The sequence below is a fragment of the Pedobacter sp. 05T44 genome (assembly GCF_056395985.1).
In genome coordinates, this window is record NZ_JBFTKO010000001.1 from 317,413 (window position 1) to 337,933 (window position 20,521).

The window sequence follows — 20,521 nt, forward strand, 5'->3', positions numbered from 1 at the left end:
TAGGTTGTCTGTTACTTATTTTGATACTCCCCAGGTCTTGTTTGGCTTAGCTCCCATTTCAAGTTCCAATTTTCCTCCCGCAACTAACTGCTCATGAGTAAACCATGGTGTATTTAGCACTTGTCCGTTGAACTTGGCACTTTGAATATATTTATTTACAACTGAACAGTTGTTTGCTATCAGTTGAAATTTCTTTCCGTTAGAAAGCTCTATTGTAACATTCTGGAATACCGGACTTCCGATTGTATATACCGGAATACCTGGCGTAACGGGATAAAATCCCATCGACGAGAATACCACAAAAGCTGTCATACCACCACCGTCTTCATCACCAGGAATACCGAATACATTGTCTTTAAACCAGGTGTCCAAAAGAAATCTGATGCGTTTTTGAGTTTTCCATGGCGAAGCCGTGTAATTAAATAAATAAGGGATGTGAAAGCTCGGCTCATTCCCCATAGAGAACTGACCAACCATACCCGTTGCATCCGGGAACTTAGCCCAGTTTTCATATTTACTTCTACCAAGCGGCTCTCTATAAAGCTGATCTAATTTATTCTCGAAGCTTTTTGCACCACCAAACAATCCTATCAGGCCTTTAACATCCTGTTGCACTTGCCATAAATAAGTCCAGCCATTATTCTCATCATAATAGTCTCTGCCGCCCATACCGCCATCAAACTTAGGATCTATATCTACCCAGTTACCATCTTTATCTTTTGGTAAAAACATCTGAGTTTTGCTATCCCATAAATTCTTATAGTTACTACTTCTTGCTATAAACTTGGTGTAATCCTGATCCTTTCCAAGCTCTTTGGCCATTTGCGCAACAGCCCAGTCATCATAGCTATGCCCTAAAGTTACTGCTACAGCCTGGCGTTTTTCCCAACTATGCACATTAGTAACAGTTTCTTTTTCATCTTTTTTCAGGGATGGAAAATATCCTTTTTCATAGTAAAAATCCTCGAGTTCACCTTTTGGACCATTTTTCCATGGTAGCATTGTTGCTTCATTTGCATTTTTAAGCATCCCTTCATAAGCTTTATTAACATCAAAGCTTTTTATTCCTTTACGGTAAGCATCAAGAAAGGTAATTGATGAGTGAAATCCATTCATGCATGGATTATCGCCAAACAACAACGGAAATGTAGGTACCCATCCACTCTGCGTATACATGTTTACATAAGAGTTCATCATGTCACCTTCCTGTTCAGGGTTAAGGATTGTGCGAAGCGGGTGATGTGCAAGGTAAGTGTCCCACGACCAATCGTCTACATAAAACGGACGCGTAGTTTTATGAACCTGCTTATCATAACCACTATAATATTGGCCATCCTCAGTAATATCAACCATACGCTCATAACAACGATATAAAGCAGTATAGAACGAACGCTTTTGAGCTTCTGTTMCTCCTACTGTTTTAATTTGATTGATTACTTTCGACCATGCTTCTTCTCCCTTTTTAACTTGCTGCTMAAAGGTTGAGTTTTTCAACTCATTGTCGAAATTCTTCTTAGCCTGCTCTGCACTGACATAAGAAATGGCATATTTAAATTCAATATTTTTTGGTGCATTTTTCGGAAACCTAACCCATGCTTTTAAGTCCTTTTCATCTACCGAATTGGCCACTATAGCTTTACCATCCTTTAAACCACCCAATACAACATCCGTATTAAAAGCGCCATACATGTAAACTTTAATATTTCCATTGTAGGTTTCTATACCACTTATTTCTCTTTTTGAAATTGACTTATATTCATGTTCACCACCATTATATACACCAAGTAACAATCCTTTTTCACTGTTTTCAGGATATTCAAATTTGAATATACCCGTCTTTTTTCCTGGAGTAAACTCAACTTTTATTTCTTCATCAATCAACCAGGTAGTATAATACCAGGGGCGGTTTATCTCCAGATCATGATCATAAGTCATCTTTTTGTTCCAATCAGATGCCTCTATATCCTTTACAGTTGGTTTAATAGAAAAAACCTGCCCCATCCTATGTGAAACAACATTTAAAGGGAAACTGGAAATCTGATCCGACATATAATCAGGTCGTTGAGCAAACATCCTTATCATTTGGTTAGGAAGTTGTACGGTTGGTCTGGTAGGTTCTAAAAGCTGACCTACATTACCAATTATTGGATCCACATATTTTAGGTTACCAGTTCCCTCATACTGGTTCGTCTGGGCCATGGCAATACCCTGACCAAAAAGCAAAGCTGCCGAAAAAGCAATCTTGAGTTTGGACGTAATTGTTCTATTAAAGATTAAGGACATAATACTGATTAGTTTATAAGTTTGGTTCTTAAGTTTTCACAATGTGTGCAATGCTAAAGATATAAAACTCATTCCATAAAAAACAGCATTATTTATGTTACTAAACCCTTATAGCAAACCAATAAACCGCAATTAAAAAAGGGACGGTTTGCAAATGCAAGCCGTCCCTTTTTTAATATCAACAATAGCAGATTGTTTTTAAAGCTACCGTCATCTCGACCTGAGGAGAGATCTCTTGAATTAACATAACCAAGAGATCTCTCCTCAGGTCGAGATGGCGAACTTGTCTGTGAGAGATCCTGAGCTAAACTCAGGATGACGATCGATTCAGATAAAACTCCTTCCTTTCTGCTCCTTCCTATCCTCTTTTCCAGAAAAAATGATTCCTCTTTGAAGACATGCGAATTTTTGCTCTTCAGCAAATATTCGAGGATGAAAAGAGTGTGTCATTTTTTCCTCTTATTTTTTCAAATCTAATTCCTCAATCAAATTCTTAGCACCGCCGAGCACATCAATACACCATAACACATAGCGTACATCCACACATATGGTACGTTTAAACTGTTTATCAAAAGCGATATCACCGCTCATGGCTTCCCAGTTACCATCAAATGCTAAACCGATCAGTTCACCATTACCATTAATAACCGGCGACCCCGAATTACCTCCGGTGATGTCATTATTGGTAATAAAACCAACGGTTAAAGTTCCGTCATTGCCATACTGACCAAAGTTCTTTTTATTATAGTTTTCGATCAGGTTGGCTGGCAAATCAAACTCACTGTCGCCAGGAATATATTTTTGCATAACACCGTCAATGGTAGTTGTTGTCTTATAAACAATACCATCTTTTGGAGAATAGTCCTGCACATTACCATAGCTAAGGCGCATCGTTGAATTTGCATCAGGATACATTATTTTCCCTGCATTTTTCTCTAAAATCGCTTTCAGATATAGGTTGTCCAGTTCCTCCTTTTTACTTTCAAAATCAGCAACTATCGACCCAAAGTTGGCCTTAACATAGTCTGCAGGATAAAGATTTACTGCATACTTATACCCAGGATCATTTTTAATGGCATCAAGAGAAGGATTAGAAGCCATAAATGCCTTTAATTTCTCTGGCTTAATAAAATTACTATTCTCCCAAAGGTAATCTGCATACTTTTGGAAAGTAGCTTCCGAATTTCCTGCCCAGTATTTCTCAGCAATTTCGCTAAAGAACTTAGGCTGTGATTTTAYGGGAACATCATTATAAAAAGACGCAAGAATTTGTGCAAAAATCTTCCTGTCTGCAATTTCATTATATGTTTCCTGATAAGTTCCAATAGCTTTATCAACACCTCCCTTTACCTGAGTTGCAAAAGCATCATCACCTTTCTTTTGATCCATTGCATTCCATGCTCTGCCAATTGAAATGGCATTTGGAACCCATGCAGATGCTAAGAAACCCTCATTAATGTAAGTACGTTGAACAGATATCGGATCAATACTTTTATAGATCTGATCATACTGCTCCATTAAACCGGCAAATTCAGTTTTCTGAGCAGCCCATTCAGTAAATGCCTTTTCCTCTTTTCTTTTAGATTCAGAAACTTTTAAGCGCTTTAACTGCTCAGTCTGGCCGATATAATATTTCCAATAATTTGCAATATTGGCATATTTAGATGACAACTTTAAGCGTGTTTCAACACTTTTATCCATTTCTGCTTTCCATGCTTTCAAACGAATATCACGAAGCTTAACGATGGTAGGACTTACTTTTTCAGTAGCCAGATCAACTCCATAAGAAGTTAAGTACCTATCTGTACGACCAGGATATCCATAAACAATTGAAAAATCACCATTCTTTACCCCTTTAATAGATACCGGCAAGAATTTCTTTGGTTTAAAAGGAACATTTTCTGCTGAATATTTTGCAGGAGCATTATTTTTAGCAGCATATACTCTGAAAACAGAAAAGTCTCCTGTTTGGCGAGGCCATTCCCAATTGTCAGTATCACCACCATATTTACCAATATTTTGTGGCGGTGCACCTACTAAACGGACATCATCAAAACGTTCATAAACAAAAAGGATGAACTGATTAGATTTATAAAAATCCTTTACATTAGCTTCTATTGTTGGGCCAGTAACAGCCGCTTTTGAAATGGTATTAAATACCTCAAGCATTTTAGCAGCTTTCTCTGCTCCTTTTAAGCCTTTTGTTGCTTCGTTAACCTGAGGGGTTACATCTTCCATCCTTTGAAGAAAACGGACAAACAAACCATCAATTGGTTTCTCTTCACCATAGTTTTTGGCGTAAAACCCGTTATCAAGGATATTGTTTTGAGCGGTTGAATTCGATGCAATGGCATCATAACCACAGTGGTGATTAGTAAAGATCAAACCTTTATCAGATACGATCTCACCTGTACAGAAACCACCAAAATGAACAATGGCGTCCTTTAAACTCGATCCATTTGCATTATACAGGTCTTTTGCAGTCAATTTAAAGCCCTGTTTTTTCATTTGCTCATAGTTTTTACCTATCAGCATAGGGATCCACATCCCTTCATCTGMTTTTACTGTGTTTACAAAGGAAAATACCATTGCACACAACAGCAGATATACTGTTTTCTTCATGATGAAATAATTAGTTAGTTATGCTGTAAAGTTAATGAATAACTGGGTTAATCTATAAAGAAAAAACCCGCTGAGTAAGTTTTAGCCGTTCCGCTAATCAATACCCTATCCCCTGCATTTATACATTGAAGCTTCCCTATTCTGTCTGACAACTGCAGGGCACTCATCTCTGTTTTCGCCAATTTTTCTGCCCAATAAGGAATTAATGAACAATGCGCTGATCCGGTAACCGGATCTTCAAATATACTTGCCTGAGGAACGAAGAAACGGGATACAAAGTCTACCTTATCACCTTTTGCGGTTATAATAATACCACCTGGCTCAAGATTTATTTGATTCAGAATCTCTCTGTCGGGCACCAAATCTCTAATGTCTTGCTCATTATCATAAACCAGCATGTAGTCTCTTGACTTAAGTACTTCTTTGGGTTGTTTATTTAAGGATTTAGAAATGATTTCGGGCAACACTGCCGGCTCGGGCTTTCTTGATGGGAAATTTAAAGTGTACTGCTCATCAACTATCTTAACCTCTAATGGTCCGCTTTTAGAATTAAAGATAATCTTGTCGTTCGGATAATTTAGTAGCGTTTTTAAAACATGGGCAGTAGCCAGAGTTGCATGACCACACAAATCCATCTCATGCTCTGGGGTAAACCACCTTAAACTGAAAGCCTCTCCCTCTGGCACAAAAAAGGCAGTTTCAGGAACGGCATTTTCATTAGTAATCTTTAAAAGGAGGCTATCTGGTAGCCACGACTCAAGAGGAACCACACATGCAGGATTACCACCAAAAAGCTGGTCAGTAAATGCATCGATCTGATAAAGTTCTATTTTTTTCATCTTCTATGTTTAGATTTACAATTTAATTTCGAACAGGTTAAGGCTCCCACCCCTGTAGTGAACCGGCAGTTYCTCTTCAAACCCTATTAGTGTAACTCCCTTATCAGCAAAGCCACATTTAAAATAATAATTATTCAACTTGTCGTTACCACTGGTAGTATCCATTCTTATAAATTCCTTACCGGTCTCTTTTGCATGACCTTTGGCCCATTCTATAATTTGCTTCACAAAAGAACTACCCCTAAAAGCCGGATTGGTTGCAATGCGATGAATGTAAATAGATGGATCTGCATTTCTTTCTTTCCAGATTAGCGGGTCATCATAATTGATCACAAAAACACAGGCTATTTCACCATCCGCCATAATCTTGTACTGCCTCTTTTCATCAATCTCTTTTTTAACAAGCGATCTTTCAAAGCCTTTCCAATAATTAATGGTTTGTTTCTTTTGATACTCAGTAGCATCATCATAAATTTTAAAAATAGAATCTAAGTCTTCCTGGGTGCTATGTAAAATGGTCATATCGGTACTGTTAAAATAATAACACAAAATTCAACAATATAATTACACCAACACAGATACAATTTTATTAAATTTGACCAATACAGTTTTAAACTATGGAATTAAAGCAAGCCCCCAAATCAGAGCCATACTTATATCTTCAAATTGCTGCCCGCATCGAAAAGCAAATTATGAATGAGGTGTTAAAAGCAGGTGATAAGCTTCCATCCGTAAGAATGCTCTGCAGAGAACTAGGCCATAATATGAGTACCGTTACACAGGCTTATTATGAATTGGAGAGCAGATCGCTTATTGAAACCAGACCAAGATCAGGGTATTATGTTTGCGTACCTCCTAAAAAACGTTTAGCCGTACCCGAAACAAGTAAACCTTCGTCCGGATCTGTTCTGCATAGTCAGGACGATCTTATTACCCGCGTTCATCAAGACAGTGCAAACCCAAAAATAACACTGCTTTCGTTAGGTGTGCCTCACAAAAGCCTTCTCCCTATCGCAAAATTAAACAAGGGGATGATACAAGCCATGAGAACTCTTGATAGCAGCGGTACAGCTTACGACCAGGTACAAGGAAATGACAAGCTTAGAAGAGAGGTTGCCAAATGGTCTCTTTCATGGGGTGGCGATCTGGATGATACAGATATTATAACAACCGCAGGTTGTATTAACGCTGTTGCTTACTGTTTACTGGCCACAACAAAACCGGGAGATACGGTAGCAATTGAAAGCCCTGCTTATTTTGGCATCCTTCAGCTCACCCAAACCATGGGGCTAAATGTTCTGGAACTCCCTACAAATGCAACTACAGGCATAGAACTTGAAGCTTTAAAAAAAGCGCTAACGACGAACAAAATCAAGGTTTGCCTATTGGTTAGCAACTTTAATAACCCTTGCGGCTCTTCTATGCCTGCCGAGCATAAAAAAGAGGTAGTTAAATTACTGGAGCACTATAATGTACCTTTAATTGAAGACGATCTTTATGGCGATCTTTATTTTGGAGCCAACAGGCCAACCACCTGCAAAACATACGACGAAAGTGGATTAGTGCTTTATTGTAATTCTGTATCTAAAACACTTGCGCCCGGTTATAGAGTAGGCTGGGTTGCCCCAGGAAAGTTTAAAGACAAGGTGATGAAGTTAAAATCGAGTCACGCACTTTCGTCTACCACAATCACATCAGAAGTTGTTGCAGATTTTCTAAAGAATGGACGTTACGAGAATCATTTAAGAAAAATACGCCAGATACTTTATAACAACAGCCTGAAGTATAGCAGCGCTATAGCCAATTATTTCCCCGAAAACACACGGGTAAGCAGACCTGATGGAGGATATTTCTTATGGGTAGAGCTGAATAAAGATGTTAGTACACTTGATTTGTATGAACGTGCAATAAAACACAACGTAAGTATTGCTCCAGGCCGAATGTTTAGTTTAAAACAACAATTCGACAATTGCTTAAGGTTAGGTTTTAGTCTTCAATGGAGCGACGAAGTGGAAAAGAAAATTAAGCTGTTGGGGATGCTGGTTAATAAGGGCTAAATCGAATACTACGACGAAATGGTTTGTCCTTCAAGCCAGGCCTTAAAACCGTTTACCCTTTCCCTGCTTATAATGGCCTCAACCTCAACAGCGGGCGACAACTGCAAAATAAACCTGCTATTATAATAGGTAGTAATTTTTTTTATCGCATCAATATGAATAATCAGTTTCCTGTTGATTCTGAAAAACAGGTTCTTATCAAGTAATTTCTCAATCTGATCTAAAGAATAATCCAATGGAATCTTTTGATCAGTCATTGTAGTGGCCCAGGTTAACCCATCAGCAAAGTAAATATGGGCAATATCCTTAGCTTTCACATAAATAAGCTGATTGTTAATTTTACCTATAAAACGTGTATTCTCCCGCTTGGAAAACTCTTCTGCAATTTTAGAAATGTTAACCCCGGAATTAGCCGGAAGCTTAAAATATTCATACTTCTCCATTGCCCGCTTAAGGTCTTTTACATCAATTGGTTTCATCAAATAATCAACACTATAAACCTTAAATGCCTGCAATGCAAAACTGTCGTACGCCGTTGTAAAAATAATAGGGATTTGAACATCCCTCCTTTCAAAAAGTTCAAAGCAATTACCATCCGATAATTGTATATCCATAAATATCAGATCAGCAGTATTAGCCTGATCATCCAGCCATTTAACACCGTCTTCAACAGACTCAATAATAGCCACCACATCAATCACGGGCAAACATTTTTGCAGAAGTTGAATCAACCTTTCGGCATTATGCCTCTCATCCTCAAATATTATAATCTTCATAACTATGTATTATTGGTACGCGTACTGTAAATGTATTATCTGTTTCGGTTATGGTAATTCTTTTATCACTTGTTAGCTCGTACCTTTTACTGATATTATCCAAACCAACACCAATAGAATTCTGGACACTTGCACGTTTTCTCAGATCGTTTGCAATAATAAGATACTCACCTTCGTCTTTTATACAAATACGTAGCGGGTCATTGGCCGAAAAGCGATTATGTTTTACTGCATTTTCGACCAGCATTTGCAAAGTTGCCGGCGGTACCATACCTGTACATTTTACCTCTTCACTAATGTTTATATGGAATTCTATGCTGCTCTGATGCCTTATCCTGATCAGGAAAGAATAAGATTCTAAAAATTCCAGTTCTGTTTTAATGGTTACCAGATTTTCAAATTTCTTATCCAGTATATACCTGTAACTCTTAGCCAATTGTGTAATATACTCGGCCGATAAATCCGGACTTTTATATACCAGATTTGTAAGCACACTTAGTGAGTTAAAGAAAAAATGAGGATCTATCTGACTTTTCAACACATCGTACTTAGCCTGGATATTCTCGCGCATTAACCGTTCTGCATTCAGCTGCGATTCCTTCCAGTTCTTGTAATAAAGAACCACACCATTGTAAGCAAGTATTAAAAGGTAGAAAATGAAAGTACCAAAATTCAAATCATAGCTAAAAGCCACAAAATGATTCCAGGCTTCATATTGCTTAAATAATACAATATCGAATACAGAATAGCATAACCCAAACAAATAAGCTACAAGCAGACCATATAACAAAAGGCTAATGCATAAAAGCAACAGCTTAGACGAAACACTTTTATTAAAAATATTCCTATCTATATATTTCGATAGCCTGGCTGCTCCCTCCCATGAAAATAAGCCGAAAATGATATACAGCAAACTAAAAGCCTGCCCTCTTAATAAGAATGAACCAACTTCGTGCGGAAACGTAAGGTCAAAAGATTTAAATATCAGGCTAAAAACATACAGCACCAATACCCTTAAACCGTATTTAAAATATTTATTCTGAAAAATCTGTTCAACTTTGGCCGGATTCATCCTTATCAGCATTATTAAAAAACCAATCAACATAGTAGTAAGCTCAACAGTAATTATTTTCTTTGAACCATGTTAATGCACTACCTATAGCCTTATCTATCGGGGTGTATTTTACCAGTAGTTCCCGTTCAGATTTTTTGCCCGAATAGTAGTTATATAAACACAGCATATAGGCCGAAGAATACGTCAGCTTACCCGATGTTTTGCTAAATACTCCAACCAATGTACCCATTATTCCTATCATTTTTAAAACGAATTGAGGTATGCGTACCATGGCAGGATCCTGTCCAGCTACCTCATTCAGTAATTTAAAGAACTCTTTATAAGTTAAATTCTCCCCAGCCAGCAAGTAACAATCACCTATTTTACCTATCTCCAATGCATTAGCAATACCTGCGCATACATCATTAATGTGTACAAAATTTTTACCCCCTGGCGGATAAAAAACCAACCGTTTGTTTATACCATGCAGTATGATTTTACCAGAACTGGGTTTTACGTCAAATTGCCCGATCATAAATGTTGGGTTTACAATTATTGCCTGAAGGTTTTTACGTTYAACCTGTTCCAAAACATATTGCTGAGCAATGTATTTACTGTTGATATACCCTGAATTTACATGTAACAGTGTAAAGGAGTTCAATTCATTAGCCGGCTTAATTTTATTACCTGGCCCTATAGTGTTTGCAGTACTAATGTGGATTAGCTTTTTCACATTATGTTCCAGGCAAGCATTAACTACATTTATAGTGCCTCTAACATTAATTAATTCGTACTCTTTAAAAGTTACGGCCCATTGTTGGGTTATAGACGCCGTATGCACTACATAATCGCAGCCCTTTACAGCCATAGATACTTCATCCTGGTTACTGATATCACCATGATAGATTTCGCATGGCACATCAGAAATTACATTAGCATCCGAGGTACCTCTCATCATCAGCTTAACCTCATAACCTCGCCTGAACAATTCACGAGCGACATTTGAGCCTAAAAAGCCATTACCACCGGTTATTAAAACTTTCATTATTCTTTTGGATATTATTTAATTGCAATTTCTTTTTTGACTGCGCGCGATACGATTCTAAGTTTCATCTCCATAGGTAAAATCCCCATTAGCCTATGATTTATCTTATTCCATAAACCCGGAATTATTACCGCTTTTTTAAGTATGGTTTGTTTTAGCGCAATACGAACAATCTCGGCTGTAGTTAACAAACCAATCCGTCCTTTTGAACCCTGCCCCATTATCCTTATGGACACCCCTGAATTTGTCATTATCGGCCCCGGATAAACCACACTAACCGACAAATTGGTGTCGTGCAGTTCCTCTCTTAACCCCAATGAAAATGAAGAAATAAACGCTTTTGAGGCTGGATATACAGTTTTATAAGCTATTGGCGTAAAAGCAGCCATACTAGAGATATTCATGATATGGCTTTTCTGTTGTTTTAACAAATGAGGCAATAGCATTTGAGTGATAGAAACCATACTTCTGATGTTAACCTGCAAAATTCTATCCATAGCTTCTAAGGAGCTTTCTGTTATAGAAGCCGTACCACCAATGCCCGCGTTATTAATTAAAAAGTCGACCTCAAAATTTTCTATAATGTAATTCAACCTTTCTATGAGCAATATACTATCGGTTATATCAAATTCAAACACTTTAGCCTCTATTTGATATTCAAGCGCGAGGTTTTCGGCAATCGAGGTCATATTGCTTCCAGGAAGGGCAACCATAATAATATTCATTCCCACAGCCGCACACTGAATAGAAAACTCTTTTCCTAACCCTGAACTGGCACCGGTAATTAATGTATATCTAATGTTTTTCATAGGTGTGTTTTTTATTTATTATGCAGTCAAAACTTCTAATAAATTGTTTAATGTTTACGCATAAAAATTCCTGCTCTATATAATTATTAAGCCCTATGTACTCCTGCTCATTTGCAGGCGAGATCGTTTTTCCGATAATATATTCAAGGAGAAGCATATTGATTTCGTCCAGCTCATCCGTTACCACATAGCCAGATAATAGCCTTAACAACCGGCTAATCATTAGCAATTCTGTCCATGAACTTTCAAAGCCCTCAGAAACAGTCAGATTTTTATGAATTGCTTTTTCAATATTTTCTAAAAAATCTACCAGTAGATTAGAAACGCTGGTATCATTGAGTTCATAATCAACTATTACCACTGTTATTCTACGCACAGTTTTGTGCAATGAAATCAAATCCGAAGTATCGCCAAGTATCCTGACACTTACTCTATTTTCAAAAAGACATCCTGTTAACATATCACTATTAGCTTATTTCTTATACAAAGCTGTAGATCTGTTAATCAGGAAAAGACAAATAGTTGATGAAGCGTAGATATTTCGGTTTGAATTGTACTTATTTACTGCCGAGCCAAATTAAGCTGTTAAGAACCAGTTTATTTTGAACTTCGTTATCAAACGTAAATGATAAATCCTTGTTATGAGGTGTATGTTCATAATCAATATCGTTATGCCCCATATTCATATATACCATTTTATAGTTCTTATTTGTCCACGCTACAGGATAATAACCACTATGCCATATCTCGTAAGGTTTAGGCCCTGTACCCAGAGGAAAGCTGCTGCTGTCAATTGACAATAGTATTTTAATATTTGGGTTCTTTGTAAGGTCATTTGTCCATTTATACCACTCATTTGGGGCTGAGTTGAATGTATCAGGTAAGTTTTTTGTGGTAGGATGCTTTTTATCTTCGACCCGAAGAACAGCTGACGTTGGTCGCCAGGTATTGCTTCCATAAGATCCGGAGCCTAGAAATTCATTATGGTACCAATCCCAGTTTTGTGGAAAGTCTGACGGAGTTAATGCAAAGGCCGAAAAGTGAAAGCCCATCCACGCCCCTCCGTGTTTCATATAATTTTCAAATGCTTGTCGCTCCGCTGGTTTATCAGGCCGTGTATCTAAAAAAATAACCACCTGATATTTTGAAAGAAAGCTTGCATTAAGATTGTCCCAGTTATTGGTTGAATCATAAGTGAAATTACGCTCCTCTGCCATTCTTGGGAACCATTTATTGGCTTCATGAACAAAGCTTATGTGAGCCTGATCATTTTTACCGGTATAAAATGCAATTACTTTAAATTTACGATGCTTGTTTTGAGCATTAGCTGCCAAAAAAAGAAAACAAAACATGCTACATATTAGCACGTATTTTAACAAGACTTGGGTAAGTAAAAAGGAATGTATTCGATTCACAGTCTGGAGGCGTTTGTTCTTACCTTAATTGAAAAGAACTTAGCTTGTAAATCCAAATTACTAATTTTAATTACAAATAACTATTAGCGGATTATATCCCTAATTGCTTTCTTCTATTTTCTCGAAGAACTGTTTTAATTCATCGAAAAATATTAGTGTTTTAAGTCGCTCTTCAGTTTCAACCTGAACAGCTGCATGACCTGCCCATCCACTGTACAACTTATCTAGCATCTCATGTATTTCTTCAAAAGAATGTTCACTCAAAAACTCTTTTGTAGTCATTTGTAATTTTTCTGATTCTGTAATTTCTAAAGACATTATATAGCTCCTCCTAATAATTTACTGATCCCAATTGTAACTTATTCGTTGTAATAACGTAAAAAAAAAGAGAAATGGTATAGCTAAATGTCATTTGATTGAAATTTAACTATTAGCCCAAAATGGCTGTTATCTAAAAGCAAAAATTTAAATCATCTGTAAACCATGATGTTAAAGTACTAATTCCAGTATAAGATAAATTCTTGTTGACAGGGCAATGCTAGGGCTATTCCCCTATTAAGTCCCTAGCAACGCCCTACAAAAACATCCCAAACCACCTAATAGTTAACCACTTAAAGCAATATTATATTTATCTATATTTAACTCTGGGATATTTCCAAGCGTCCCTGCAACTAAACTTTAATCAGATATAAAAAAATGGGTAAACTTAAAAATGGCATCCTTGGGGGTGTATCGGAAAAAGTAGGTGCCGTAACATGCTATGACCTTAATGGCCAATAAATTATAAGGTCCAACGGAGAAACAACAATCCACCAACAATCAAACAACTTAACAATCGCCAGCAAATGAAAGTCATAAATGAGTTCTTTTCTGGAATGAAACAACTTCTTAAAACAGGTTTTGGCCCTGAAGCCAGGGGCACGACTAAAAATTATCAGAATCTGGCTATTGAATATAACAAACCAAATGCTTTAAAGGGTTATCTTCCTGATGTGGAAATCGACTATTCAAAATCATAATTAGCACAGAAGATCTATCACTGGCATTTAACCCTACAGTGGAAATGGTAGCTGAAGGATTAAAATTTAATTGGGATGTACAACATAACATCCCGCAGGAAAACTCTGATCGTGTAATGCTTTTGGCTTATGCCCCAAACAGTAAGGAAATGAGCTTTAATAATAGTGGTGCACAAAGAATAAAAGGATGCGATATCTTAAAAGTCATACCGTAAATGAGAAATGAACCGCTTGGGGTACTTTGTATCTGATGATAGGCTAAGTGCCTCGAACAGCCAATATTTGGGTTCGATAACGGCATTATAGTGCATAATTCATTGTTTAAACAAAAAAGGCTCCTAAATTGGGAGCCTTTTTTGTTTATGATTATAATTCTTAGTTAAACAAATATCTAACTCCAATTTGTCCTTGCCATCTTGAATCGAAAGATTCAGTAGACGTATTACCAGGAGTTGTAGGAGAGAAATTAAATCCTTTAAGGCCTGAGTTATACGAAATCAACTGATAAGCCTGGTTGCCATAGCTGTATTGACGACCCCATTTCTTATTCAATAAGTTGGTGAAGTTAAATACATCAAACGATAATTGTAAGCGGTTTTTAGTTGACCCAATCATGGTACCTATATCTTGCATTACGCGAAGATCTACCTGGTGTTGCCAAGGTAAACGAGCACCATTTCTTTTTGCATACTGGCCTCTTATTGTTTTAAGGTATGAATCGTTATTGATGTAGGTATTTAATGCATCCCATTGCTCTTGTGGAGTATAGGTTTTAACAACAACACCTTTTGCATCTTTGATTTCAAGTTTCACCATATTGATATCGTTCATTGTTCTTGGAACAAACAATAAATCATTACCAAAAGCACCATCACCATTTAAATCACCATTATACAAGTAGGTAAAAGGAACGCCTGAACTACCCGCATAGAATACTGAGAAAGTAGTTCCACTTGATTTTTGACGACCATAGTTAACAGCGTACGATAAGCTACCTAAAATTCTATGACGGATGTCTTGGTTTGAATAAACAAGATCAGGATTATTAGCGTCATTAACGATCTGAACAAACTCCCAGTTAGACTGAGCAGTACTGCTAGCACCAGAGTTTACATCTTTAGATTCGCCATAGTTATAAGCTACAGTTGCGAATAAACCGTTAGAAAAGTTTTTCTTTAACTCAGCAGTCAGACTGTAAGAATAGCCTCTACTGGTATTATCTAAAAGATAAGCACCTGTGTAGGTTGGATTTACTCTATTTGAGTAAGCAGGACGCAAGTCATTTCCATTGCTCAAGGCTGGATCTATAGTAGTCCCTTTTGCTTTAACATTTAAATCTTTATAAAGAATGTTGTTCACAGTTTTAGAGTAAATAGCCTCTAAAGTACCTAACATACCTCCAGGCAATTTAAAATCAGCAGCTAAGTTATTACGGAATACCTGAGGTACTCTGAATCTTGGGCTCATTAAGTTAACCTGATAAGTATTTCCAGCCGACCCAACTGTAGATTGTTTGTTTGGATCAGGCTCAAAACCAGCATTATTAGCAGCAGCTCCTGATAATGCAATAGATTTATAATCTAAACCAGTATTTCCATATTGGTTAGAGAACCATACAAATGGAGCACGCCCCGTAAATAATCCACTACCACCACGTATTTGAATTGTTCTGTCACCAGTTGCATCCCAGTTAAATCCGATACGAGGAGAAACTAAAATTTGTCCACTTGGTAAATTACTTGTTCCATAACCTGGGAATGCGGCAGAAACTGCTGGATTATCAGCGGGTTTATCAAAGAATAAAGGAACATCTAATCTTAAACCCGCAGTCAATCTGAAGGTAGGATCTACTTGGATTTCGTCCTGGAAGTAAAATCCTAATTGAGCTGCTTTAAATGCAGCAGCAGGAACAGTACCCGCAATCGCAGGATAAGTAACATCTATATTGTTCGGCTTATCATTGTAGAAATTGTCAAGATTACTGAAACGATAACGACCTCTGTAGTTATTTACGAACAAGTTGCTGAATTTGAAAAACTCGTTGTGCGTACCTAAAGTAAAAGTATGGTTACCAGCTAATAATTTCAAGTTATCCGTAAATTCAATCACATCCTGATCAAGTGAGTTAGCTGTAGAGCTTCTTTCTGAACCGAACTGAAGTGTGCTTCCTGCTTGTCCGCCCCAGTTCTGAATTTCTACCTGAGGGAATAAAGCACCATTTGTAGCACGTGAATCTCTGATTCTTGAGTAACCCACAATAAGATTATTTGATAGGCTTGAATTTATTTGAGACCTTAACTCCAATACACTGATGTTTTGAGTATTGGCAAACTTATATCCATTGTTTCCTAACCGGAAGAAAGAAGGGCTTCTGCTAAGGTTGTCATCAGATGCTTTAATATAATTGTGACGCAAAGTCAATTGGTTTTTGCTGTTGATATTCCAATCTAAGCGCGCAAAAATCTTATCACTTTTAGTTTCCTGATCAATTTTATCAAAGCTACCAATATCATAGCCATAAGTTTTTTTAACAAAATCAGCTAATGTATTGGCATCAGTTGCTGAAAGCATAGCATTTGCATCACCAACATTAAATGATGTAGGAACTTTATCTCTGGTTTGCTCAGCGTTTACAAAGAAGAATAATTTATTCTTAACAATTGGAGCACCTAAACGGAAACCGTATTGAGTTCTGTAAAAGTCGTTTGCTTTCTCGCCTGCAAAGTTTTTACCTACTAGTTTCTGGTTTCTACCAAAAAAGTAAGCTGATCCTTCTACATTGTTTGTTCCTGAACGGGTAATGGCATTAATGCCACCACCTGTAAAGTTACCATAGCTCACATCGTAAGGAGCTAAAACAACTTGAATCTCTTGTACAGCATCAAGTGAAATAGGCTGAGTTTTGGCTAAACCACCCGGTGCCGGTGAACCTGCGATACCAAAGATGTCATTGTTCATGGCACCATCGATGTTGATGCTGTTGTAACGAGTACTTGATCCAGAGAAAGAGTTACCATTTGCCTGAGGTGTTAAACGCGTAAAATCCTGAAGACTACGGCTCAAAGTAGGTAAATTTTGAATTTGCTCTTTTGAAATGGTTGTAGCAGCACCAGTTCTCTTGCTATTCATAGTTGCATCCTTTTTACCAGATACTACTACTTCTTCAAGATTTTTACTGTCATCACTTAATACTACATTTAAAGTATATGGATCACCTAACTTTAAATAAATATCAGTAGCACTTTCTTTTTGGAAGCCTACATAGTTTACTTCAATAGTATACGGACCACCAGGTCTCATATTTGCAATGCTAAATCTACCGTCGTTGTTGGTAGAAACAGAGTATACTGTACCCGTTGGTACATGTATAGCTTTAACGCTAGCACCAGGCAAAGCTCCTTTAGCGTCTTTGACTGTACCGTTCATAGCAGATGTAGTTACCTGTGCATTAACTGCAGAAATAGACCCCACAAATGCCAAAACGATTACTACGATTTTAAATAGTAAAGATTTCTTCATATTGTTTTGTTTTTTTATGAATAACATCAAAAATTGATGATAGCGGCAAATTTAAATATTAATTTAATGCTCACTTTAATTTTCATGTTAAATAATTATTAATAAAGTCAAAACTTATCAACATTTAACACAGGAATTAAATATATAACCAACAGTTTATCAGTCAATTGTTTTTATCCGGCAAACTGTCTTTTGTTTTAGTAAGGTCATATGTTAACATTCTGTTTAGGTAAATCATTTACTCAAAAATCTTAAAGGAAGTATTAACGAACATTTTTTTTTATTTTTGGGCGTTTACTAAAGTTAAATTCCTTTATAATAAGATATGAACTACGATGTAATTGTAATAGGCAGCGGTCCCGGAGGATACGTAGCTGCAATCAGAGCTTCTCAGTTAGGTTTGAAAACTGCAGTTGTAGAGCGCGAATCCTTAGGTGGGATATGCCTTAACTGGGGCTGTATACCTACTAAAGCATTACTAAAAAGTGCCCAGGTGTTTGAATACATTAACCATGCTTCAGAATATGGTATCAAAACTGCTGAAGCTGAGGCTGATTTTGCAGCAGTCATTAAGCGTAGCCGTGGCGTTGCTGATGGTATGAGCAAAGGGGTTCAGTTCTTAATGAAAAAGAACAAAATTGATGTAATAATGGGTTCAGGTAAAGTTAAACCTGGAAACAAGGTAGAAGTTAAAGCTGCTGATGGTTCTCAAAAAGAATACACTGCGACTAACATTATATTAGCTACAGGAGGAAGATCAAGAGAATTACCTAATTTAAAACAGGATGGTAAAAAAGTAATTGGCTACAGACAAGCTATGGTTTTACCTGAGCAGCCAAAATCTATGGTTGTTGTTGGTTCTGGTGCTATAGGTGTAGAATTTGCCTATTTCTACGCTACCTTAGGTACTAAGGTTACCGTTGTTGAGTTTATGGACAATGTTGTTCCTGTTGAAGATGAAGATGTATCTAAGCAATTATTACGCAGCTTTAAAAAAGCAGGTATAGAGGTGATGACCTCTTCAAGTGTTGAATCTGTTGACACTAGCGGTGCTGGCTGCAAAGTACAGGTTAAAACGGCATCAGGTATGCAAACGCTTGAATGTGATATCGTTCTTTCTGCTGCTGGTGTGGTTGCAAACATCGAAAACTTAGGTTTAGAAGAAACTGGCATCAAAACTGAAAAAGGTAAAGTAGTTGTTGATGAATTCTACAATACTTCTGTAAAAGGTTATTATGCTATTGGTGATATTGTTGGCGGACAAGCGCTGGCTCACGTTGCTTCGGCAGAAGGTATTATTTGTGTAGAAAAAATTGCCGGTCACAAACCTGAGCCTTTAGACTACAACAATATCCCGGGGTGTACTTATTGCAGTCCTGAAATTGCTTCGGTAGGTTATACTGAAAAAGCTGCCAAAGCTGCAGGATATGAATTGAAAATCGGGAAATTCCCATTCTCTGCTTCAGGTAAGGCAAGTGCCGCAGGTGCTAAAGATGGTTTCGTTAAATTAATATTTGACGCTAAATACGGAGAATTATTAGGCGCCCATATGATTGGTGCTAACGTTACAGAAATGATTGCTGAAATTGTTGTTGCCCGTAAACTGGAAACGACAGGTCATGAAATGATTAAATCTGTTCACCCTCACCCTACTATGAGTGAAGCGATTATGGAAGCCGCTGCTGATGCATATGGAGAAGTAATCCACTTATAAGAATCATTTTTGCATTAACATATTTGGAAAAAGGCCGCGCAATGCGGCCTTTTTCATTAATTTTAAAATATGAATCTACATACTATAAATACAGGCTTATTTAAACTTGATGGAGGCGCCATGTTTGGTGTGGTACCTAAATCCATCTGGCAAAAAACAACGCCATCTGATGCGAATAACATGTGCACCTGGGCAATGAGGTGCTTGTTAATTGAAGACGGTGATAGATTAATATTAATAGATAATGGTATCGGTGATAAACAGGATGAAAAATTTTTAGGTCATTATTACTTACATGGTGATGATACCTTAGACAAGTCTTTGGCTGCAAAAGGTTTTTCAAGAGACGATATAACTGATGTTTTTTTAACGCACCTGCATTTCGATCACTGTGGTGGTTCAATAATGCGTGTTGGCGACAAACTTAGACCAGCATTTAAAAATGCTTTCTATTGGAGCAACCAAAAACACTGGGACTGGGCCGTAAACCCAAACGAAAGAGAAAAGGCGTCTTTTTTAAAAGAAAACATCTTACCTATTCAGGACAGTGGTCAACTTCGGTTTATTGAAGATGTTGATGGAGTTCAATTTCACGATGGCATCAATATTCGATTTGCATACGGGCATACAGACGCAATGATGTTACCCCAAATCAAATATAAGGATAAGACAATTGTTTATATGGCTGACCTGCTTCCTTCTATTGGACACATCCCCTTACCTTATGTTATGGCGTACGACATGTTCCCACTGCAAACATTAAAGGAAAAGAAGTCTTTTTTACAGGAAGCAACTGATAATGGCTATATCCTTTATCTGGAACATGATGCCGTAAATGAATGCTGTACTTTACAGCAGACAGAAAAAGGCATAAGGCTAGATCAGACTTTTGATTTAAAAAGCATCACTAATCCTTAAACAAAAAAATAATAATTGTTTGGTTTTGTTTAGTTTTTTATAAATTGGTTTATTAAAACAGTCTACTTTAAAAATAAATTAAAAAAAGATTATGGGCAAATTTGAAATCACAACAAGAAAGAATGGAGAATTCCAATTTAATTTAAAGGCAGGAAATGGCCAGGTAATTTTAACTAGCGAAGGGTATTCAAGCAAAAGTGGATGTACCAACGGAATTGAGTCTGTAAAGAAAAACTCTCAGGACGATGGTAAATACGAGAAAAAAACATCATCAAATGGCAAACCTTATTTTAATTTAAAAGCAACTAACGGGCAAATTATTGGCAACAGCGAAATGTACGAAAGTGTTGCAAGCAGAGATAACGGCATTGAGTCGGTTAAAAAAAATGCCCCTGACGCAGAGATTTCAGATTTGACTTAAATATCTATTTATATATTTTGTAAGAGCCTG

Annotated in this window: 18 protein-coding genes; 6 read left to right on the top strand and 12 right to left on the bottom strand. The window is 37.1% G+C overall.

From position 1 onward, the window contains the following. Positions 1 to 15: 15 nt before the first annotated feature. From AC1DDK_RS01230 to AC1DDK_RS01245, 4 genes are all read right to left on the bottom strand, one after another. Entirely contained in the window at positions 16 to 2,283 is a 2,268-nt protein-coding gene (locus tag AC1DDK_RS01230; RefSeq protein ID WP_477633765.1) for a GH92 family glycosyl hydrolase, read from the bottom strand. Between the two features lie 459 nt (positions 2,284 to 2,742). Then, positions 2,743 to 4,905, bottom strand: coding sequence for a S46 family peptidase (locus AC1DDK_RS01235; RefSeq protein ID WP_477633766.1), 2,163 nt, complete (start codon positions 4,903 to 4,905; stop codon positions 2,743 to 2,745). 47 nt (positions 4,906 to 4,952) lie between these two features. Further along, positions 4,953 to 5,744: a PhzF family phenazine biosynthesis protein gene (locus AC1DDK_RS01240; protein ID WP_288882288.1), complete on the bottom strand. Its 792-nt coding sequence runs from the start codon at positions 5,742 to 5,744 to the stop codon at positions 4,953 to 4,955. Between the two features lie 15 nt (positions 5,745 to 5,759). After that, a complete protein-coding gene (locus tag AC1DDK_RS01245; protein ID WP_477633767.1) occupies positions 5,760 to 6,266 on the bottom strand; it encodes a GNAT family N-acetyltransferase in 507 nt (168 codons plus the stop codon). A gap of 95 nt (positions 6,267 to 6,361) precedes the next feature. Between AC1DDK_RS01245 and AC1DDK_RS01250 the strand changes: the two genes are divergently transcribed. Further along, a complete protein-coding gene (locus AC1DDK_RS01250; RefSeq protein ID WP_288882285.1) occupies positions 6,362 to 7,801 on the top strand; it encodes an aminotransferase-like domain-containing protein in 1,440 nt (479 codons plus the stop codon). Positions 7,802 to 7,809: 8 nt separating this feature from the next. Here AC1DDK_RS01250 and AC1DDK_RS01255 read toward each other — a convergent pair whose 3' ends face one another. The 7 genes from AC1DDK_RS01255 to AC1DDK_RS01285 form a co-directional block, all read right to left on the bottom strand. Further along, on the bottom strand, positions 7,810 to 8,577 hold the full coding sequence (locus AC1DDK_RS01255; RefSeq protein ID WP_172663861.1) for a LytR/AlgR family response regulator transcription factor: 768 nt from the start codon (positions 8,575 to 8,577) through the stop codon (positions 7,810 to 7,812). Continuing rightward, positions 8,558 to 9,661: a sensor histidine kinase gene (locus AC1DDK_RS01260; RefSeq protein ID WP_246269748.1), complete on the bottom strand. Its 1,104-nt coding sequence runs from the start codon at positions 9,659 to 9,661 to the stop codon at positions 8,558 to 8,560. The genes AC1DDK_RS01255 and AC1DDK_RS01260 overlap by 20 nt, the downstream gene beginning before the upstream one ends. A 31-nt stretch (positions 9,662 to 9,692) precedes the next feature. Further along, positions 9,693 to 10,676, bottom strand: coding sequence for an NAD-dependent epimerase/dehydratase family protein (locus AC1DDK_RS01265; RefSeq protein WP_477633768.1), 984 nt, complete (start codon positions 10,674 to 10,676; stop codon positions 9,693 to 9,695). A gap of 14 nt (positions 10,677 to 10,690) precedes the next feature. Then, a complete protein-coding gene (locus AC1DDK_RS01270) occupies positions 10,691 to 11,485 on the bottom strand; it encodes an SDR family NAD(P)-dependent oxidoreductase (protein ID WP_337715216.1) in 795 nt (264 codons plus the stop codon). Continuing rightward, positions 11,472 to 11,945: a hypothetical protein gene (locus tag AC1DDK_RS01275; protein ID WP_288882279.1), complete on the bottom strand. Its 474-nt coding sequence runs from the start codon at positions 11,943 to 11,945 to the stop codon at positions 11,472 to 11,474. The genes AC1DDK_RS01270 and AC1DDK_RS01275 overlap by 14 nt, the downstream gene beginning before the upstream one ends. Before the next feature lie 97 nt (positions 11,946 to 12,042). After that, positions 12,043 to 12,837, bottom strand: a complete 795-nt coding sequence (locus AC1DDK_RS01280) for a ThuA domain-containing protein (RefSeq protein WP_172663866.1) — start codon at positions 12,835 to 12,837, stop codon at positions 12,043 to 12,045. A gap of 162 nt (positions 12,838 to 12,999) precedes the next feature. Then, a complete protein-coding gene (locus AC1DDK_RS01285; RefSeq protein ID WP_172663867.1) occupies positions 13,000 to 13,182 on the bottom strand; it encodes a hypothetical protein in 183 nt (60 codons plus the stop codon). Positions 13,183 to 13,676: 494 nt separating this feature from the next. Here AC1DDK_RS01285 and AC1DDK_RS01290 point away from each other — a divergent pair, with 494 nt between their 5' ends. Together AC1DDK_RS01290 and AC1DDK_RS01295 are read left to right on the top strand one after the other, a co-directional pair. Further along, complete coding sequence (locus tag AC1DDK_RS01290) at positions 13,677 to 13,919, top strand: DUF6266 family protein (protein ID WP_288882394.1); 243 nt, start codon at positions 13,677 to 13,679, stop codon at positions 13,917 to 13,919. A 44-nt stretch (positions 13,920 to 13,963) separates the two neighbouring features. Then, entirely contained in the window at positions 13,964 to 14,134 is a 171-nt protein-coding gene (locus AC1DDK_RS01295) for a hypothetical protein (protein ID WP_288882277.1), read from the top strand. 160 nt (positions 14,135 to 14,294) lie between these two features. Here the strand turns inward: AC1DDK_RS01295 and AC1DDK_RS01300 are convergent, their stop codons facing one another. Next, positions 14,295 to 17,438, bottom strand: coding sequence for a TonB-dependent receptor (locus tag AC1DDK_RS01300; RefSeq protein ID WP_172660482.1), 3,144 nt, complete (start codon positions 17,436 to 17,438; stop codon positions 14,295 to 14,297). 325 nt (positions 17,439 to 17,763) lie between these two features. Between AC1DDK_RS01300 and lpdA the strand changes: the two genes are divergently transcribed. From lpdA to AC1DDK_RS01315, 3 genes are all read left to right on the top strand, one after another. After that, positions 17,764 to 19,152, top strand: a complete 1,389-nt coding sequence (gene lpdA / locus AC1DDK_RS01305) for a dihydrolipoyl dehydrogenase (RefSeq protein ID WP_048904475.1) — start codon at positions 17,764 to 17,766, stop codon at positions 19,150 to 19,152. 69 nt (positions 19,153 to 19,221) lie between these two features. Continuing rightward, a complete protein-coding gene (locus AC1DDK_RS01310) occupies positions 19,222 to 20,070 on the top strand; it encodes an MBL fold metallo-hydrolase (protein ID WP_288884411.1) in 849 nt (282 codons plus the stop codon). 91 nt (positions 20,071 to 20,161) lie between these two features. Continuing rightward, positions 20,162 to 20,491, top strand: a complete 330-nt coding sequence (locus AC1DDK_RS01315) for a YegP family protein (RefSeq protein ID WP_172660485.1) — start codon at positions 20,162 to 20,164, stop codon at positions 20,489 to 20,491. Positions 20,492 to 20,521: the final 30 nt, after the last annotated feature.